Source organism: Streptomyces sp. NPDC059900 (genome assembly GCF_050270335.1).
GTDB lineage: Bacteria > Actinomycetota > Actinomycetes > Streptomycetales > Streptomycetaceae > Streptomyces.
The window spans coordinates 1-15,750 of the sequence record NZ_JBNNJZ010000156.1 but is presented as its reverse complement, the minus strand read 5'-3'; the positions used below and the strand labels follow the sequence as shown (position 1 = coordinate 15,750).

At 70.8% G+C, this 15,750-nt stretch carries 12 protein-coding genes and 1 pseudogene; 1 reads left to right on the top strand and 12 read right to left on the bottom strand.

The genetic code is table 11. The features are described 5' to 3' along the window. From ACQKIP_RS21250 to ACQKIP_RS21195, 12 genes and pseudogenes are all read right to left on the bottom strand, one after another. A pseudogene (locus tag ACQKIP_RS21250) lies at positions 1–297 on the bottom strand (EboA domain-containing protein); the annotation flags it as partial. Then, positions 294–1,244 (bottom strand): sugar phosphate isomerase/epimerase family protein, encoded by a 951-nt coding sequence (locus ACQKIP_RS21245; protein ID WP_365855574.1) that lies wholly within the window; start codon positions 1,242–1,244, stop codon positions 294–296. The gene ACQKIP_RS21245 and the pseudogene ACQKIP_RS21250, both read right to left, overlap by 4 nt. Beyond that, entirely contained in the window at positions 1,241–2,557 is a 1,317-nt protein-coding gene (locus ACQKIP_RS21240) for an SCO3242 family prenyltransferase (RefSeq protein WP_365855821.1), read from the bottom strand. Before ACQKIP_RS21240 ends, ACQKIP_RS21245 begins: the two co-directional genes overlap by 4 nt. A gap of 53 nt (positions 2,558–2,610) precedes the next feature. After that, complete coding sequence (locus ACQKIP_RS21235) at positions 2,611–3,780, bottom strand: inositol-3-phosphate synthase (protein WP_365855576.1); 1,170 nt, start codon at positions 3,778–3,780, stop codon at positions 2,611–2,613. Between the two features lie 130 nt (positions 3,781–3,910). Then, positions 3,911–5,290 (bottom strand): ThuA domain-containing protein, encoded by a 1,380-nt coding sequence (locus ACQKIP_RS21230; RefSeq protein WP_365855578.1) that lies wholly within the window; start codon positions 5,288–5,290, stop codon positions 3,911–3,913. Positions 5,291–5,308: 18 nt separating this feature from the next. Beyond that, a complete protein-coding gene (locus tag ACQKIP_RS21225; RefSeq protein ID WP_365855580.1) occupies positions 5,309–7,816 on the bottom strand; it encodes a PQQ-dependent sugar dehydrogenase in 2,508 nt (835 codons plus the stop codon). A gap of 257 nt (positions 7,817–8,073) precedes the next feature. Next, positions 8,074–9,075: a sugar phosphate isomerase/epimerase family protein gene (locus ACQKIP_RS21220; protein WP_365855582.1), complete on the bottom strand. Its 1,002-nt coding sequence runs from the start codon at positions 9,073–9,075 to the stop codon at positions 8,074–8,076. A gap of 12 nt (positions 9,076–9,087) precedes the next feature. Beyond that, on the bottom strand, positions 9,088–10,305 hold the full coding sequence (locus tag ACQKIP_RS21215) for a Gfo/Idh/MocA family protein (protein WP_365855584.1): 1,218 nt from the start codon (positions 10,303–10,305) through the stop codon (positions 9,088–9,090). Between the two features lie 48 nt (positions 10,306–10,353). After that, positions 10,354–11,394 (bottom strand): substrate-binding domain-containing protein, encoded by a 1,041-nt coding sequence (locus ACQKIP_RS21210; protein WP_365855586.1) that lies wholly within the window; start codon positions 11,392–11,394, stop codon positions 10,354–10,356. A gap of 26 nt (positions 11,395–11,420) precedes the next feature. Next, positions 11,421–12,440, bottom strand: a complete 1,020-nt coding sequence (locus ACQKIP_RS21205; protein ID WP_365855588.1) for an ABC transporter permease — start codon at positions 12,438–12,440, stop codon at positions 11,421–11,423. After that, complete coding sequence (locus ACQKIP_RS21200) at positions 12,437–13,954, bottom strand: sugar ABC transporter ATP-binding protein (protein WP_365855590.1); 1,518 nt, start codon at positions 13,952–13,954, stop codon at positions 12,437–12,439. Before ACQKIP_RS21200 ends, ACQKIP_RS21205 begins: the two co-directional genes overlap by 4 nt. A 179-nt stretch (positions 13,955–14,133) precedes the next feature. Beyond that, positions 14,134–15,315: an ROK family transcriptional regulator gene (locus ACQKIP_RS21195; RefSeq protein ID WP_361376743.1), complete on the bottom strand. Its 1,182-nt coding sequence runs from the start codon at positions 15,313–15,315 to the stop codon at positions 14,134–14,136. Between the two features lie 248 nt (positions 15,316–15,563). Here ACQKIP_RS21195 and ACQKIP_RS21190 point away from each other — a divergent pair. Beyond that, positions 15,564–15,750 (top strand): PaaI family thioesterase (locus tag ACQKIP_RS21190; protein ID WP_427743767.1); only part of this gene is annotated, 187 nt, incomplete at its 3' end.

Genomic DNA, 15,750 nt, shown 5'->3' with positions numbered 1-15,750 from the left:
GTGCAGGACGGCGCGGCGTTCGGCTGCGGTGCCCTGTCCGTAGACGCGGGTGAGGGTGGCCGGGTCCGCGTCGGCCGCGTGCAGGAGCAGCACGCGGGCGGCGTCGGCGTGGTCCTGGCCGCAGCGTCGCCCGGCTTCGGCGAAACGCAGTTCCCAGGTGGGGGTGGTGCTCTGCGCCGGTCGGCCCTGGTGGGCGGCGGCCTCGGCGGTGGCCTGGTCCAGCCAGGCGCGGGCGGCACCGGGGAGGGCGGCTTCCAGACGGGTGCGGAGGTCGTCGATGGCGGGGGCTTCGGTCACGGGGTGCCTCCTCCGGCCGGGGTGGGGAGCGGGGCGGTGCGGGACGGGGCGCGGACCGTTTCGATCGCCGCCTCATGCAGGGACTCGGCCGCCTGGCGTAGGAACTCGATGGAGTGGGAGGCGAGTTGAGGACCCGCGTGGGAGTGGCGGGGCAGTTCGACGACGGTCAGGCCTTGGTAGCCGGTGGAGGCCAGGGCTTCGAGTACGGGCGGGAAGTCGATCTCTCCGTCCCCGAAAGGGAGGTGTTCGTGGACGCCGCGGCGCATGTCCTCGATCTGGACGTGGCGCAGCCAGGGGGCGGCGGCGCGTACGCAGTCGGCGGGTGACTGAGGTTCGAGGCACTGGCAATGGCCGATGTCGAGGGTGAGTCCCAGGGCCTCGGGGCTGCCGAGGTCGTGACGGAGCCGGTGGAAGTCGGCGAGGGTGGACAGGAGGTGGCCGGGTTCGGGTTCGATGGCCAGCGGTATTCCGGTGCCGTGCGCGGCGTCGACCACCGGGCCGATGGCCTCGGCGAGCCGGTGCCAGGCGGTGTCCTCGGGGGTGCCTTCGGGGGTGATGCCGCTGAAGCAGTGCACGGCGTGGGCGCCCAGGTCGGCGGCGACCTGGACGGCGCGGACCAGCAGACGGACGCGGGCGGCGCGCGCGTCCGGGTCCGGGTCGAGGAGAGAGGGGCAGTGTTTGCGGCGGGGGTCCAGGACGTAGCGGGCGCCGGTTTCGATCGTCACCGTCAGACCGAGCCGTTCCAGGCTGCGGGCCACGTGCCGGGTGCGGGCGGCGAGGTCGGGGGCGAGCGGGTCGAGGTGCATGTGGTCGAGGGTGAGACCGACGCCTGAGTAGCCGAGGTCGGCGAGGAGACCGAGGGCGTCGTCGAGCCGCAGGTCGGTAAGACCGTTGGTGCCGTAGCCGAAGCGGAAGGGGCTGGTCGCCCGGTTGTTCGTACCCGTCATGTGACGCTCACCTTCCGGCCGAACTTGCGGGCCGCCGGGGCGAGAGCGGCGGTCAGGAGTGCGAGGCCCTGGGCGCCCGTGCGGGCGGAGAGGGCCGCCTGGAGCGGGATCATCGCCCGGATGCCGCCGCCCACGGCCCGTTGGGTGAGCTCGGGGGACGGGTTGAGTGCGGCGTGGAAGAAGGGGCGGGCGGAGGTGGCGGCGTACGTGGCGGCGAGCGCGGCCTGGACCACACCGCTCACGCCGATCCGCCGGGGGCTGCCGGTCCGCTTCAGGGCAGCGCCCGGTGTGAAGGCCGCGGAGATTGGCGTAGAGCCCGGCGTGGAGCCCGGCAGGCCGCCGGCGGCTGCGGTCCGGCGGCCTGCCGGGAGTTGCGGGGGCCCGGCTGCGGGGACGCCGGCGGTGCTGGTTCCCGTGCCGGTACCGGGGTCGGTTCCAGTGCCGGTACCGGTGGTACTGGAACCGGCGGGAGCGTGTGCGCCGCTGCTGGCGCCCACGCGCTTGCCTGCCAGGCGGCCACCCAGGGCGTCACGGTCGCCGCCGCCCCTGGCCAGCAGTTGTGTCAGGCCTGCTGTGGCGGCCAGCGCGCACAGGGGGGCCGCCACGGAGCCGCCTTGGGCTTCGCGGCGGGAGACCGCGGTTACCGCGAGGGTGTGGGCGCCCAGGACGAGGGCGGCGGGTATCGCGGCGCGGAGGCCGGGGCCGCGGGTGACGGTCCGGCCCGCTGCCGGGTGCCGTGGGGTCGCCGCCCATGATGCTCCCGTAGTGGACGTCGCCCTTGATGCGCCCGCCGTGGACGCCGCCCTTGGTGCTCCCGCAGGGGAGGTCGGCCCTGATGTGCCCGTCGTGGAGGCCCCGGCGGATGTGGCCGCTGCTCCAAGGAGCAAGTCAAGGGCGCGGGCCGCCGCCATGGCCGCCGGGCCGGCCGGGGTGTGCTTCAGGCCCAGGTCGTACGCCCATACCGTCGCCGCCAGGCCGCCGGCGACCGTCAGGGCGGGGCGGCCCGCGGCGGCGGCCAGGGTCAGGCCTCCTGCCGTCAGTGCCGCTGCCGCGCCCAGCGCGACGGACGGGGCGATGCGGCCGGAGGGCAAGGGGCGGTGAGGGCGTTCGACCGCGTCCTCCTCGCGGTCCGCCCAGTCGTTGAGGGCCATGCCCGCCTCGTAGAGGGAGAGGGACGCGGCGATGGCGAGGAGGGTGCGGCGGTTGGGCTGAAGTCCCGTTGCCGCCGCGCCGGCGAGGGCGTCGCCGGGCACGGTGAACAGGGCCGAGACGCGCAGCAGTTCGGCCCAGTCGCGCCCGGAACCCAGCCGCAGTCCACCACCGACCCCCGCCCCAGCTCCAGCCCCAACCTCAGCCCAAGCCCCCCTCAAGCCGACACCCCCCGCAGCCGCGAAGCAAAGCCCACCAGCGCCTCGTACTGTTCGGCGAGAGCTGACGAAGAGCCGTCGTCCGGGTCCTTGAAGTAGAAGCCCAGTTCGCCCAGCGGGCCGGAAAGGCCGATCTCGTGGGCGCGGGCCGCCAACCGGGCCAGGTCCAGGATCAGCGGTGCCGCAAGGGCCGAGTCGCAGCCCTGCCAGGTCGTCTGGAGGACCATCCGCGCGCCGAGGAAGCCGTCGAAGGCGATGTGGTCCCAGGCGGTCTTCCAGTCGCCGAGCGAGGGGACGTCGTCGATGTGGACCTCGCCCTCCGGGGCGGAGCCCAGCGTGTCGGCGAGGACCCGCTCCTTGCCCGCGTTCTTCGCCGCGGCCGCCGCCGGGTCGGCGAGGGAGGCGCCATCGCCGCCGCCCAGGAGGTTCGTGCCGGACCAGGCCCGCACGGCGAGCGCACGCTGGGCGAACATCGGGCCCAGGACCGAGCGGAGGAGCGTCTGGCCCGTCTTGCCGTCCCGGCCCGCGTAGGGCAGCCCGGACGAGGCGGCCAGGGAAGCGAGCGCCGGGTGGTGCAACCCCGAAGACGGGGTGAAGTTCACGTACGGGCAGCCCGCCCGCAGCGCCGCCGCCGCGTAGAGGGAGCTCGCGGGCAGCCGCTCCTCGCCCGCCTCGGCCCCGACAGGCACCGGTTCCGTCGAAGCCACGTTCACCACCACCGCACGGGCGAGGCCCCGGCGGCGTACGAAATCGCGGAGGTCGGCGGCGAAGGACTCGATCAGCTCCTCGTCCGTCCGGTCGTCGGAGTCCCCGCGGCGCGGTCCGCCGGGACGGATCTCCGCATCAGCGGCGGCCAGTTCCGCGCCGACCGCCGACGGGACCCCGTGCGGGAGCACACCCCCCGCGGCCAGTTCCTCCGCCCGCTTGGGCAGCGGGCACTCCACCGTGTCGTGGCCGCCGAAGACGAGCGACGACAACGTTGGCAGACCGCAGTCCGCGAACGGCGGCGTCTCCGTGACCATGCCCGTCGGGGGATGGAGTCCGGCCGTCACGGCCGCGCACCCCGCGACAGCCGTCGTGGCGACCGACCCGCGCGCTCCGATCAGCCACACCCCTGTGAGACCGCCACCCGAAGCATCGGAAGAACCAGTAGAAGGAGAGATGGGCACGGCTGCCTCCTGTCGTACACGCGGTGAACGCGCGGGGAGATAAGACGGGGAGATAAGACGGCGGACAGAGTCGGAAGGAGTCGGGGATAAGACGGCGGGCGGAGGTCCGGCGTCCTCCGCCCGCCGCCGTCTAGCGGCCCGCCCCGTTTGCGCTGCGGGCGGGCAGATCCTTCACCCGGATGTCGCGGAAGGAAACCTGGTCATCGGCACCGTGGTTCTGGATGCCGATGTGACCGTCCGTCAGGCTCCTCGCGGGATCCGTGTTGGTGAAGTCGTTGATCTTCACTCCGTTGAGATAGATCCGAAGGCGTTCGCCCTCGACCCGGAGTTCGTAGGTGTTCCACTCCCCCGGCGGGTTCAGCGCCTCGTCGCGCTTCTTCAGGTCGGCGGACTTGAAGCCGTAGACGGAGCCGGTGGTCTTCTCCGGTACGTCGGTGGCGTCGATCTGGATCTCATAGCCGTTGTTCACGGCCGACCAGGGGTCGTCGGAGGGCGGGAAGCCCACGAAGATCCCCGAGTTGTCGTCGCCGTCCATGCGCCAGTCCAGCTTGAGGGAGTAGGAGCCGAGCTCCTTCGCCCCGTCGTACCAGAGCATGCCCATGCCGCCGACGGTGGTCAGCGTCCCGTCCTTCTCGTTCAGGGAGAAGGACCCCGGACCCGCCTGCTTCCAGGCCTCCAGGGACCCCGCCGTGCCGTCGAAGACCGGCGTGTAGCCCTTCTCCGGGCGGCAGTCGGCCTGCGAGGCGCCGGTCGCCCAGCGGATGCCGCCGAGCAGGTGGGTGCGGTAGGCGGGGTCGGCGAACGACTCCTTGGTGTGGCCGCTGCCCGTGTAGAAGGAGCGACCGCCCTGGTAGTCCTGGCACCAGGCGATGGGATGGTCGCCGGACATCGAGCCGCCCGTGTAGGACGACTCGTCGAGCGAGGCAAGGACGTGGGCGCGGTCCCGGGGGTTGGAGCGGTAGTTGTACCACTCGTCGGTCCGGTCCCAGATCCCCGGCAGATGCGCCATGGACGGGTGCCCGTGGTCCTCGACCTGCACCTTCGCGGGCTGGATCGCGGGGTGCGACTGGAAGTAGGCGCCCGCGAGCCCGCCGTAGAAGGGCCAGTCGTACTCGGTGTCGGCGGCGGCGTGCACGCCCACGTACCCGCCGCCCTTCTTGATGTAGCCCTCGAACGCGCTCTGCTGCTTGCCGTCGAGGACGTCGCCGGTCGTGGAGAGCCAGATCACGGCGTCGTACTTGGCGAGGTTCTTGGCCGTGAAGGCCTTGGCGTCCTCGGTCGCGTCGACGGTGAAGCCGTTCGCCGCGCCGAGTTCCTTGATGGCGGCGATGCCTTCGGGGATGGAGTCGTGCCGGAACCCGGCGGTCTTGGAGAAGACCAGGACCTTCTCACCGGCCGCCGGCCCCGATGGCTCCGGCTTCGAGGACTTCGAGGCCGCCGGACCCGACACACAGCCGATGAGCAGGGCGGCCGTGGCGGTGGCAAGGGTGATGCGTGCGGATGCCCGCATGGTGGAGTGGCCCCTTTCTCAGCTCGTGGTGAAGGTGAAGTCGTCGACGTCGAACAGCGCGCCGGTGCCCTTGCCCTTGAAGACCAGGAAGAGGGTGGTCGTCGTCTTGGGCGCCTTGGAGATGGCGGTACTCACGTCCGCGTACGTCTCCCATCCGCCGGTCGGCTTGACCGTGGCCCTGCCGAGCACCTTGCCGGTGGCCGATCCGCTGCGGACCTCGATGGTGCCGCCCGCGCCGGCCGACGCGACGCGCGCGGTCAGCTTGGTGGCGTTGCCGAGGATGTAGGGCTTGAAGGAGACCCAGTCGCCGTTGTTGATGTCGCCGACCGTCTTGCCGCCGTGGGCCGGGGTGTGGTTGGCCACGGACACGCCCTTGGAGTCGTCGAAGTGCTCGCCCTGGCGGTGCTTGGGCTGGACGACGTTCTGGTCGTGGGTGGTCAGCGCGGGCTGGCCGTTGGCGCCCTTGTCGGTGTACTCGGCGTCGAAGACCCCGAAGATGTTGGCGTTCGGGTCGTGCTCGCCGTCCGCCGACGTCTGGATGGTGCCTTCGCAGCCGTTGGCCGAGGTGACCGGGTGACCGTGGCTGTCGTGGCCGAGGATGTGCGTGACCTTGACCTTCGTGCAGTCGATCGGGCCGTCTTCCTTGTCGGTCACCTTGACCTTGAAGGGCACCTTGTCGCCGAAGGTGAACAGCTGCCCGTCACCGGGGAGTTCCAGGGTCACCTTGGGCGCGGTGTTGCCGACGGTGATGTGCGCGCTGGCCGAACCGGTGCGCCCGGTGGAGTCCTTGACGGTCACGGTCGCGGTGTAGACGCCGTTCTTCTTGTACGTGTACGAGGGGTTCTGCTGGCTCGACTTGCCGCCGTCGCCGAAGTCCCACGCGTAGGTCAGCGTGCCGCCCTCCGCGTCCGTGGCCTTCGCGGTGAACTTGGTCCTGAGCGGGGCCTGGCCGCTGGTGACGGATGCGCTCGCCTCGACGACCGGGGAGTGGCCATCGGTGGCGTTCTCGATGCGGTAGAGACCGGAGTTCTCGTCGCCGCCGAACCAGGCCGTGCCGTAGTCCAGAACGTACAGCGCGCCGTCGGGGCCGAACTCCATGTCCATCACCTGCGTGCCCGTCCACGGGAACGGGTTGATGGACTGGACCGTGCCGTCCGCGCTCTGCTCGATGCGCTTGATCCAGCGCCGTCCGAACTCTCCGGCGAAGAAGTCGCCGTCGTAGGCCTCCGGGAACTTCACCGGGGAGGTGTTGGCCGCGTCGTAGCGGTAGACGGGTCCGCCCATCGGGGACTCGGAGCCGGAGCCGAACTCGGGCACGGAGCCGCCGTCGTAGGGGATCCAGGCCTCCTGCGCGGGCGGCAGGTCGGTCAGACCGGTGTTGTGCGGCGACTCGTTCTTCGGGGCTGCGCAGTCGAAGGCGGCGCCGGAGGTCTTCGTCTCGAAGTCGTAGTCGACGTAGGCGTCGTTCTTGCCGGTGCAGAACGGCCAGCCGAAGTTGCCCGCCTTCGTCACGCGAGCGAACTCGACCTGTCCGGCCGGGCCGCGCTTGGGGTCGGCTGCTCCGGCGTCGGGTCCGTAGTCACCGACGTACACGGTGCCGGTGGGCTTGTCGACGCTCATCCGGAAGGGGTTGCGGAAACCCATCGCGTAGATCTCGGGGCGGGTCTTTTCGGTGCCAGGGGCGAAGAGGTTGCCGTCCGGGACCGTGTACGAACCGTCGTCGGCGACCTTGACGCGGATGATCTTGCCGCGCAGGTCGTTGGTGTTGCCCGCGCTGCGCCGCGCGTCGAAGGCGGGGTTGCGGTTCGCGCGCTCGTCGATGGGCGTGAAGCCGTCGGAGGCGAAGGGGTTGGAGTCGTCGCCGGTCGAGAGGTAGAGGTTGCCGTCCTTGTCGAAGTCGATGTCTCCGCCCACGTGGCAGCAGGTGCCGCGGCTCGCGGGGACGTCGAGGACCTTCTTCTCGCTGGCGTTGTCGAGGGTGCCGTCGGCCTTCAGGACGAAGCGGGAGAGGCGGTTGACTCCGTCGAACTTCTTGAAGTCCTCGGCCGTGCCGTTCTCCGGGGCATCACCGGCCGGGGTGTCGAGCGGGGGCGCGTAGTAGAGGAAGATCGCGCGGTTCTCGCTGAACTTCGGGTCGAGGCCGACGCCCTGGAGGCCCTCCTCGTCGTGCGAGTAGACGGGTATCTTGCCCGCGATCTTGGTGTTGCCCGCGGCGTCCGTGAGGCGGAGCGTGCCGTCACGGGAGGTGTGCAGGACGGAGCGGTCGGGCAGGACGGCGAGGGTCATCGGCTCGCCCGTCTCCTCACCGCCCTTGGCGAGGGTTACTTGCTGGAAGTCCTCGGCCGCGGCGGCCTTGCCGGTCGACTTGCCGGCGGCAGCCTTGTCCGCCTGCTCCTGTGCCGCCCGGACGGCCTCCGGGTCGGCGGCGTTGGCGGCGGGGGCGACGAGGGTGAGGCTTGCGCCGGCCAGCAGGGTGCCGGTGAAGAGCGCGAGGGTCTTGCGAAGTCTGGGGCGTTTCCTGTGCACGGTGTTCCTCCGGAAGGGGGACGGTCGTACGCGGGTGTGTGCGGGGGCGCTGGGCGCCGGGGTGCGCCGTCACCCCGGAAGGTTCATGTCCTGTACACATCAGGGACGGTAGCCACGTTTGTCTTGGACGGAAAGCCCTTGCACAGCAACAGAGTTCAGCTTTTTCCTTGGGCAGGACAAAGTGACTCGTCGTCAGAGCAAGGGCTCCCCGTCCGACTGCCTGGCGGCAGGGAGCCCGACCGATCAAGCAGCAGGGATCAGTTCCCGCCGAACGCCGCGTCGAACGACGCCGTCGGCGGCTCGAAGTCGAACGCCTTCAGGCGCTTCAGTGCCTCCGGCGCCCCCTGGAGGCGGTCCATCCCCGCGTCCTCCCACTCCACGGAGACGGGCCCCTCGTACGCGATCGAGCGCAGCATCCGGAACACGTCCTCCCAGGGGACGTCCCCGTGGCCCGCCGACACGAAGTCCCAGCCGCGGCGCGGATCACCCCAGGGCAGGTGCGAGCCCAGGCGGCCGTTGCGGCCGTCGAGCCGGCGCCGGGCCTCCTTGCAGTCGACGTGGTAGATCCGGTCCCGGAAGTCGTAGAGGAAACCGACCGGGTCCAGGTCCTGCCACACGAAGTGCGAGGGGTCGAAGTTCAGGCCGAAGGCCGTCCGGTGGTCGACGGCCTCCAGGGCGCGGTGCGTCGTCCAGTAGTCGTACGCGATCTCGGAGGGGTGCACCTCATGGGCGAAGCGCACGCCCTGTACGTCGAAGACGTCGAGGATCGGGTTCCAGCGCTCGGCGAAGTCCTCGTAACCCCGCTCGATCATCGCGTCCGGCACCGGCGGGAACATCGCCACCAGGTGCCAGATCGACGAGCCGGTGAAGCCGACGACCGTGTCGACGCCGAAGGCGGCGGCCGCGCGCGCCGTGTCCTCGATCTCGCGGGCGGCCCGCTGCCGGACGCCCTCCCCCTCGCCGTCGCCCCAGATGCGGGCGGGCAGGATCGCCTGGTGCCGCTCGTCGATGATCGCGTCGCAGACGGCCTGTCCGACCAGGTGGTTGGAGATGGCCCGGCACTTGAGGCCGTACTTGTCGAGGAGCTGGCGGCGCGAGTCCAGATAGGAGCGGTCGCTCAGCGCCTTGTCGACCTCGAAGTGGTCGCCCCAGCAGGCGAGTTCGAGTCCGTCGTAGCCGAAGTCGCGGGCGAGGCGGCAGACCTCCTCAAGGGGCAGGTCGGCCCACTGGCCGGTGAAGAGCGTGAAGTCGCGGGGCATGTACAGGCCTCCTCAGACCGTGACGGGAGTGGAAGCTACGGGGGTGTAGACCGAGTTCTTCTCCGCGCTCTCCTCCACCGCGGCGAGCACCCGCTGGACCGAGAGACCCGCGGCGAAGGACGGCTCGGGCTGTGCGCCCGTGGCGATGGCGTGCAGCAGGTCGCGGGCCTGGTGCACGAACGTGTGCTCGTAGCCGAGTCCGTGGCCCGGCGGCCACCAGGCCTCCAGGTACGGATGGCCGGGCTCGGTCACCAGAATGCGGCGGAAGCCCGATGACGTGGCGGGCTCCGTGTGGTCGTGGAAGGAGAGCTCGTTCAGGCGCTCCAGGTCGAAGGCGAGCGAGCCGTCCGAACCGTTGAGTTCGAGCCGCAGCGCGTTCTTGCGGCCCGCGGCGAACCGCGTCGCCTCGAAGGAGGCGAGGGCCCCCGACGCGAAGCGCCCGGTGAAGACCGCCGCGTCGTCCACGGTGACCTGCCCGGTCGCGGTGCCGCCCTCCGCGGTGAGCCCGCTGGACGCCCCGTCGAGCAGCGGCCTCTCCCGTACGAAGGTCTCGGTCAGCGCCGAGACCCCCGCCACCGGCTCCCCCACCAAGTACTGCGCGAGGTCCACGATGTGCGCGCCCAGGTCACCGAGTGCGCCCGAACCCGCGCGGTCCTTGCGCAGCCGCCACGTCAGCGGGAAGGCGGGGTCGACCAGCCAGTCCTGGAGGTAGCTGAACCGCACGTGCCGCAGGGTGCCCAGGCGCCCCTCGGCGACCATCTGCCGGGCGAGCGCGAGCGCGGGAACGCGGCGGTAGTTGAAGCCGACCATCGCCACCTGCCCCCGCGCCCGGGCGCGCTCGGCGGCCTCGACCATCGCCTCGGCCTCCTCGACGGTGTTGGCAAGCGGCTTCTCGCACAGCACGTGCTTGCCCGCGTCGAGCGCGGCGATCGCGATCTCCGCATGGCTGTCGCCGGGCGTGCAGATGTCGATCAGATCGATGTCGTCACGGGCCACGAGTGCGCGCCAGTCTGTCTCCGCGGACGCCCACCCCAGCCGGTCCGCCGCGGCGCGCACGGCGGCGCCGTCGCGTCCGCAGACCGCCGAGAGGACCGGTTGCAGCGGCAGATCGAAGACGCGTCCGACGGTGCGCCAGCCCTGGGAGTGGGCGGCGCCCATGAAGGCGTATCCGACCATGCCCACCCCCAATGGCCGCTTACCGGTCCCGTCCTCGTGTTCCGTCTCACGCATGCGGTACTCCTCCTCGTAAATGCTCGGTGGGGGGTGCGGCTGCGCGCATCACTTGAAGCCGGTGGACATGTACTTGTCGACGTTTTCCTTGTCGACGACGGCCGAGTAGCAGGTGACGAAGGACGGGATCTCGAACTCGGCCATGCCGCTGATGCCCTTGCCCTGCCCGAGCGCACGCGCCAGGTCGATGGCGGAGGCGGCCATGGTCGGCGGGTAGAGAACGGTCGCCTTGAGCACGCTGTCGTCGGCCTCGATGGCCTCGAACGCGGAGAGCGCGCCCGCGCCGCCGACCATCAGGAAGTCGTCGCGGCCTGCCTGCTTGATGGCGCGCAGGGCGCCCACGCCCTGGTCGTCGTCGTGGTTCCACAGGGCGTCGAAGTTCTTCTGCGCCTGGAGGATCTGGGACATCTTGGACTGCCCCGACTCGACGGTGAACTCGGCGGCCTGGCGGGCGACCTTCTCGATGTTCGAGTAGTTCTTCAGGGCGTCGTCGAAGCCCTTGCTGCGCTGCTTGGTGAGCTCCAGGTTGTCCAGGCCCGCCAGTTCGACGACCTTGGCGTTCTTCTTGCCCTTGAGCTTCTCGCCGATGTAGTGGCCCGCGCTGAGACCCATGCCGTAGTTGTCGCCGCCGATCCAGCAGCGGTAGGCCTGCGGAGTGGCGAAGACACGGTCGAGGTTGATGACGGGGATGCCCGCCTTCATGGCCTTCAGGCCGACCTGGGTAAGCGCCTTGCCGTCGGCCGGCAGGATCACCAGGACGTCGACCTTCTTGTTGATCAGCGTCTCGACCTGGCCGATCTGGGCGGCGGTGTCGTTCGAGCCCTCGGTGGACTCCAGGGTGACGTCCGAGTACTTCTTCGCCCGCTCCTTGGCGTTGTCGTTGATCGCATTGAGCCAGCCGTGGTCGGCCTGCGGGCCCGCGAAGCCGATGGTGACCTTCTTGCCGGGCTTGTCGTCGGCGACCGGCTGGTCCTTGCTGTCCGAACCCTCGTCCTTGGGCTCGTTGCTGGTGCAGCCCGTTATGAGAGCACCGGTGGACAGGGCGGCGGCTCCGAAGAGCAGTCCTCTGCGGCTCGTGATTTCTGGCATGGCGGTGAACCCTTCGGGTCTGCGGATCAGTGAGTTGAGGACGTACGTCGCTGGACGAGCACCGCGGCGACGATGATCGCCCCCTTGGCGATCTGCTGGACGGCGGTCTCCAGGTTGTTGAGCGCGAAGATGTTCTGGATCGTCGTGAAGATCAGCACGCCAAGGACGGAACCGGTGATGGTGCCGCGGCCGCCGCTGAGCAGGGTGCCGCCGATGATCACGGCGGCGATGGCGTCGAGTTCGTAGAGATTGCCGTTGGTGTTCTGGCCCGACCCGGCGAGGATGATCAGCAGGAAGGCCGCGATCCCGCAGCAGAGGCCGGAGAGCAGGTAGAGATAGAGGCGCTGCCTGCGTACGTCGATACCGGCGAGGCGGGCCGCTTCCGCGTTGCCGCCGACCGCGACCGAGCGGCGCCCGAAGGTGGTGCGGTTCAGGATCAGCCAGCCGATGACGGTGACGGCCGCGAAGACGAGGACGAGCGGCGGGATGCCGAGGATGTAGGAGTCGCGCTCGCCGAGCTTGAGCACGCTGTCCACGGTGACCATCTGCGTCTTGCCGTCGGTGATCTGGAGGGCGAGTCCCCGGCCCGACGCGAGCATCGCGAGCGTCGCGATGAACGGCACCACCGCGCCGTACGCGATGAGCATGCCGTTGACGAGGCCGCATGCCATGCCGACGATCACCGCGGTGAAGAGGATGCCCACGAAGCCGTACTCCTGGGTGGCGACCGTCGTCGCCCACACCGAGGCGAGCGCGACGATCGCGCCGACCGACAGGTCGATGCCGCCGGAGATGATCACGAAGGTCATGCCGACCGTGACGACGCCGATGACGGACGCCTGGGTGAGGATCAGCTGGACGTTGTCGGTGTCCAGGAACGAGTCGGGCTGGGTGATGCCGCCGATCAGGACCAGGACGGCGAGCACGCCGAGCAGGGACAGCGTCCGCACGTCGGCACGTGCGGCGAGCGTCCGCAACGGGCTTGCGCCGTCCGCCGGTTGGGCCTTCGATGCGGCGGGCCGTGGCGGCGATGCGGGCTGCGTCATGACGCCGGGCTCCCTTCGAGTACGAGGTCGAGTACGCGGTGTTCGTCGAGGTCGCGGGCGGGCGCCGTATGGACGACGCGGCCTTCGCGGAGGACCAGGACACGGTCGGCGAGGCCCAGGACCTCGGGCACTTCGCTGGAGACGAGCAGGACGGCGAGGCCGTCGTCGGCGAGGCGGCGGATCACGGCGTACAGCTCGGCGCGGGCGCCGATGTCCACGCCGCGGGTCGGCTCGTCGAGCAGCAGGACGCGGCAGCCGCGGAGCAGCCAGCGGGCCAGGACGGCCTTTTGCTGGTTGCCGCCGGAGAGGGTGCGCACGGGCGCGGTGGGGTTGTCGGGGCGCAGGGAGAGCTCGCGGGTGGCGGTCTGCGCCGCCTTCCGCTCGCCGCCCCGGTCGATCCAACCGCCGCGCGAGAAGCGGGACATGGAGGAGACGGAGACGTTGTTGGTGACCGACTCCAGCATCAGCAGGGCCTGCGCCTTGCGTTCCTCGGGGGCCAGGCCGAGCCCCGCGCGCACGGCGGCGCGGACACTGCCCGACTTCAACGCCTTGCCGTCGACGACGACTTGTCCGGCGGTGGACTTGCGCGCGCCGTAGATGGTCTCCAGGATCTCGGAGCGCCCGGAGCCGACGAGGCCCGCGAGGCCGACGATCTCGCCGGGGCGCAGTTCGAGGTCGAGGGGTTCGAACTCGCCCTCGCGGGCGAGGCCCGTCACGGTCAACACCGGTTCTGCGACGGGTGGTTCGACGGGACGGTCCGGGAAGACGTACTCGACGTTGCGGCCCGTCATCAGGGCGACGACCTCGCGGGTCGGGGTCTCCTTCGCGGGGAGTCCGCCCGCCACGGCCCGGCCGTCCTTCAGGACGGTGACACGGTCGCCGATGCGGCGGATCTCTTCGAGGCGGTGGGAGATGTAGACGACGGCGACGCCGTCCGCCGTGAGATCGCCGACGATGCGGAAGAGGTTGTCGACCTCGTCCGGGTCGAGGGCGGCCGACGGCTCGTCCATGACGATGAGGCGCACTTCGTGGGAGAGCGCGCGGGCCATGGACACGATCTGCTGATGGGCGGCCGAGAGGTCGCCGACGAGCGTGCCCGGGTCGATCTCCGCGTGCCCGAGTCGCTTGAGCAGCGCGGCGGTCGACGCCTTCGCCTCGCGTCCCTTGACGACGAATCCGGCCGCGGTCGGCTCATGTCCGAGGTGGACGTTCTCGGCGACGGACAGGCCCTCCACCAGGTCGAGTTCCTGGTAGATGGTGGCGATGCCCAGGCGCATGGCGGCGATGGGCGACTTGAGCACGGTGCGTTCGCCTCGCCAGGTGATCTCGCCGTCGTCGGGCTGGTGGGCCCCGGCGAGGACCTTGATGAGCGTGGACTTGCCGGCGCCGTTCTGGCCGAGGAGGCAGTGCACTTCGCCGGCCTGGACCTGGAGGTCGACGCCGTCGAGGGCGCGGACGCCGGGGAACGACTTGGTGATGCCGGACATGGTGAGCAGCGGTGGTTCTGGTGCCATGACTGTTCCCTTGGGCGGGTCGGCGGGTGCGGCCGGTTGCAGGGCAGGGCGGGGTAGGGCGATGGCCCCCGCGAGGGGCGGAACCTGTTTCGGAGCAGGGCGGGGCAGCGCGCTGTACTGGGAGAGGTGCGGTGCGGGACTTACGGCGTACGGACGGTGCTACGGGTCGTGCGTACCGGTCAGGCCGGCGAGAACAGGTGGTCGCTGATGAGCCGGGCGCCGCCGATGACTCCGGCGGTCGGGCCCAACTCGCCCAGGACGATGGGCAGGTTGCCGGTCGCCAGGGGCAGCGACTGGCGGTAGACCTGCGTGCGGATGGCGGCGAGCAGCGTATGGCCGAGGCCGGTCACACCGCCGCCGATCACCACGAGGCCGGGGTTGAAGAAGCTGACGAGACCCGCGATGACCTGGCCGGTGCGGTTGCCGCCCGCCCGGATGAGGTCGATCGCGGTGGCGTCACCGGCGGCGGCCGCCGCGGCGACGTCGACCGCACTGAGCTTTCCGGCGGCTTCCAGACGGCCCGCGAGCTCCTGGAGGAGTCCCTGGCCGACGGCGTCCTCCGCGTCACGGGCGAGTGCCGCGCCGCTGAAGTACGCCTCCAGGCAGCCCTTGTTGCCGCAGGCGCAGGGCCGCCCGTCCGGTTCGACCTGGATGTGGCCGATGTCGCCCGCGCTGCCGGTCACCCCTCGGTAGACCTCACCGCCGACGACGATTCCGCAGCCGATGCCGGTGCCGATCTTGACGCAGAGGAAGTCGCCCACGGAGCGTGCGACGCCCGCGTGCTGTTCCCCCATCGCCATCAGGTTCACGTCGTTGTCGACCATGACGGGGCAGCCCAGGTCCTGGCTGATGGCCTCCCGTACGGGAAAGCCGTCCCACCCCGGCATGATCGGCGGGGCGACCGGGACGCCCTCGGGAAAGCGGACGGGGCCGGGGACGCCGATTCCGGCGCCGTCGAACCCTTCCGCGAGCCCGGAGGCCTTCAACTTGGCCGCCATGGCGAGGACTTGCTCGAAGACCGCGACGGGGCCCTCGCGCACGTCCATGGGCTGGTTGATGTGACCGAGGACCTCCAGCTCGGCGTTGGTCACCGCTACGTCGACCGAGGTCGCGCCGATGTCCACGCCGAGGAAGCGGAGGCCGGGGGCCAGGCGGATGTTGTGGGAGCGGCGGCCGCCGCGCGAGGCGGCGAGTCCGTCGGCGACCACGAGTCCGGTCTCCAGGAGCCGGTCCACCTCGACGGCCAGCTTCGACCGCGAGAGGTCGACCTGATCGCCCAGCTGGGCACGGGAGTTGGGCCCTCCGTCACGCAGCAGCCGCAGCAGTCGCGCCTGGTGCGCATTGGCGGGTCGAGCCGTCATACGTCTCACGCGCCCCTCCCCGCCTCGTGGGCGACTCATGTCGTCCAACTCGCCCCGCCGCGGCGGATTCTCGTCGTCGCGTCGGGCTTTCGAGGGGAACGTAGCAGCGCCTGCCGGGAGTGGGAAGAAGTTGCGCAGGAATTACCCATGACTTTCTCCAGTCACAGGACAAAGAGGCGGACAGGCCGGTCCCTCGCATGACCTCTGGGGTAATCGACCCGTCGCGACATCACGGGCACGGTGGTCGTATGACTCCCGACACGCACACAGCCGATCTCCTGGCCGCCCTGCCCTTCGCCCGGCACCTGGGCATCACCCTCGACGAAGCCACGGCCGACCGCGCCGCAGGCACCCTGCCCTGGTCGGCGGAGCTGTGCACGGTGGGGGGTGTGCTGCACGGCGGGGCGCTGATGACGCTCGCCGACACCGTGGGCG

Excerpts from the sequence above, each read along its gene's own strand:
- ACQKIP_RS21245 (WP_365855574.1), bottom strand. The coding sequence starts at position 1,244 with ATGACGGGTACGAACAACCGGGCGACCAGCCCCTTCCGCTTCGGCTAC.
- ACQKIP_RS21230 (WP_365855578.1), bottom strand. The coding sequence starts at position 5,290 with ATGCGGGCATCCGCACGCATCACCCTTGCCACCGCCACGGCCGCCCTG.
- ACQKIP_RS21220 (WP_365855582.1), bottom strand. The coding sequence starts at position 9,075 with ATGCCCCGCGACTTCACGCTCTTCACCGGCCAGTGGGCCGACCTGCCC.
- ACQKIP_RS21215 (WP_365855584.1), bottom strand. The coding sequence starts at position 10,305 with ATGCGTGAGACGGAACACGAGGACGGGACCGGTAAGCGGCCATTGGGG.
- ACQKIP_RS21210 (WP_365855586.1), bottom strand. The coding sequence starts at position 11,394 with ATGCCAGAAATCACGAGCCGCAGAGGACTGCTCTTCGGAGCCGCCGCC.
- ACQKIP_RS21205 (WP_365855588.1), bottom strand. The coding sequence starts at position 12,440 with ATGACGCAGCCCGCATCGCCGCCACGGCCCGCCGCATCGAAGGCCCAA.
- ACQKIP_RS21200 (WP_365855590.1), bottom strand. The coding sequence starts at position 13,954 with ATGGCACCAGAACCACCGCTGCTCACCATGTCCGGCATCACCAAGTCG.
- ACQKIP_RS21195 (WP_361376743.1), bottom strand. The coding sequence starts at position 15,315 with ATGACGGCTCGACCCGCCAATGCGCACCAGGCGCGACTGCTGCGGCTG.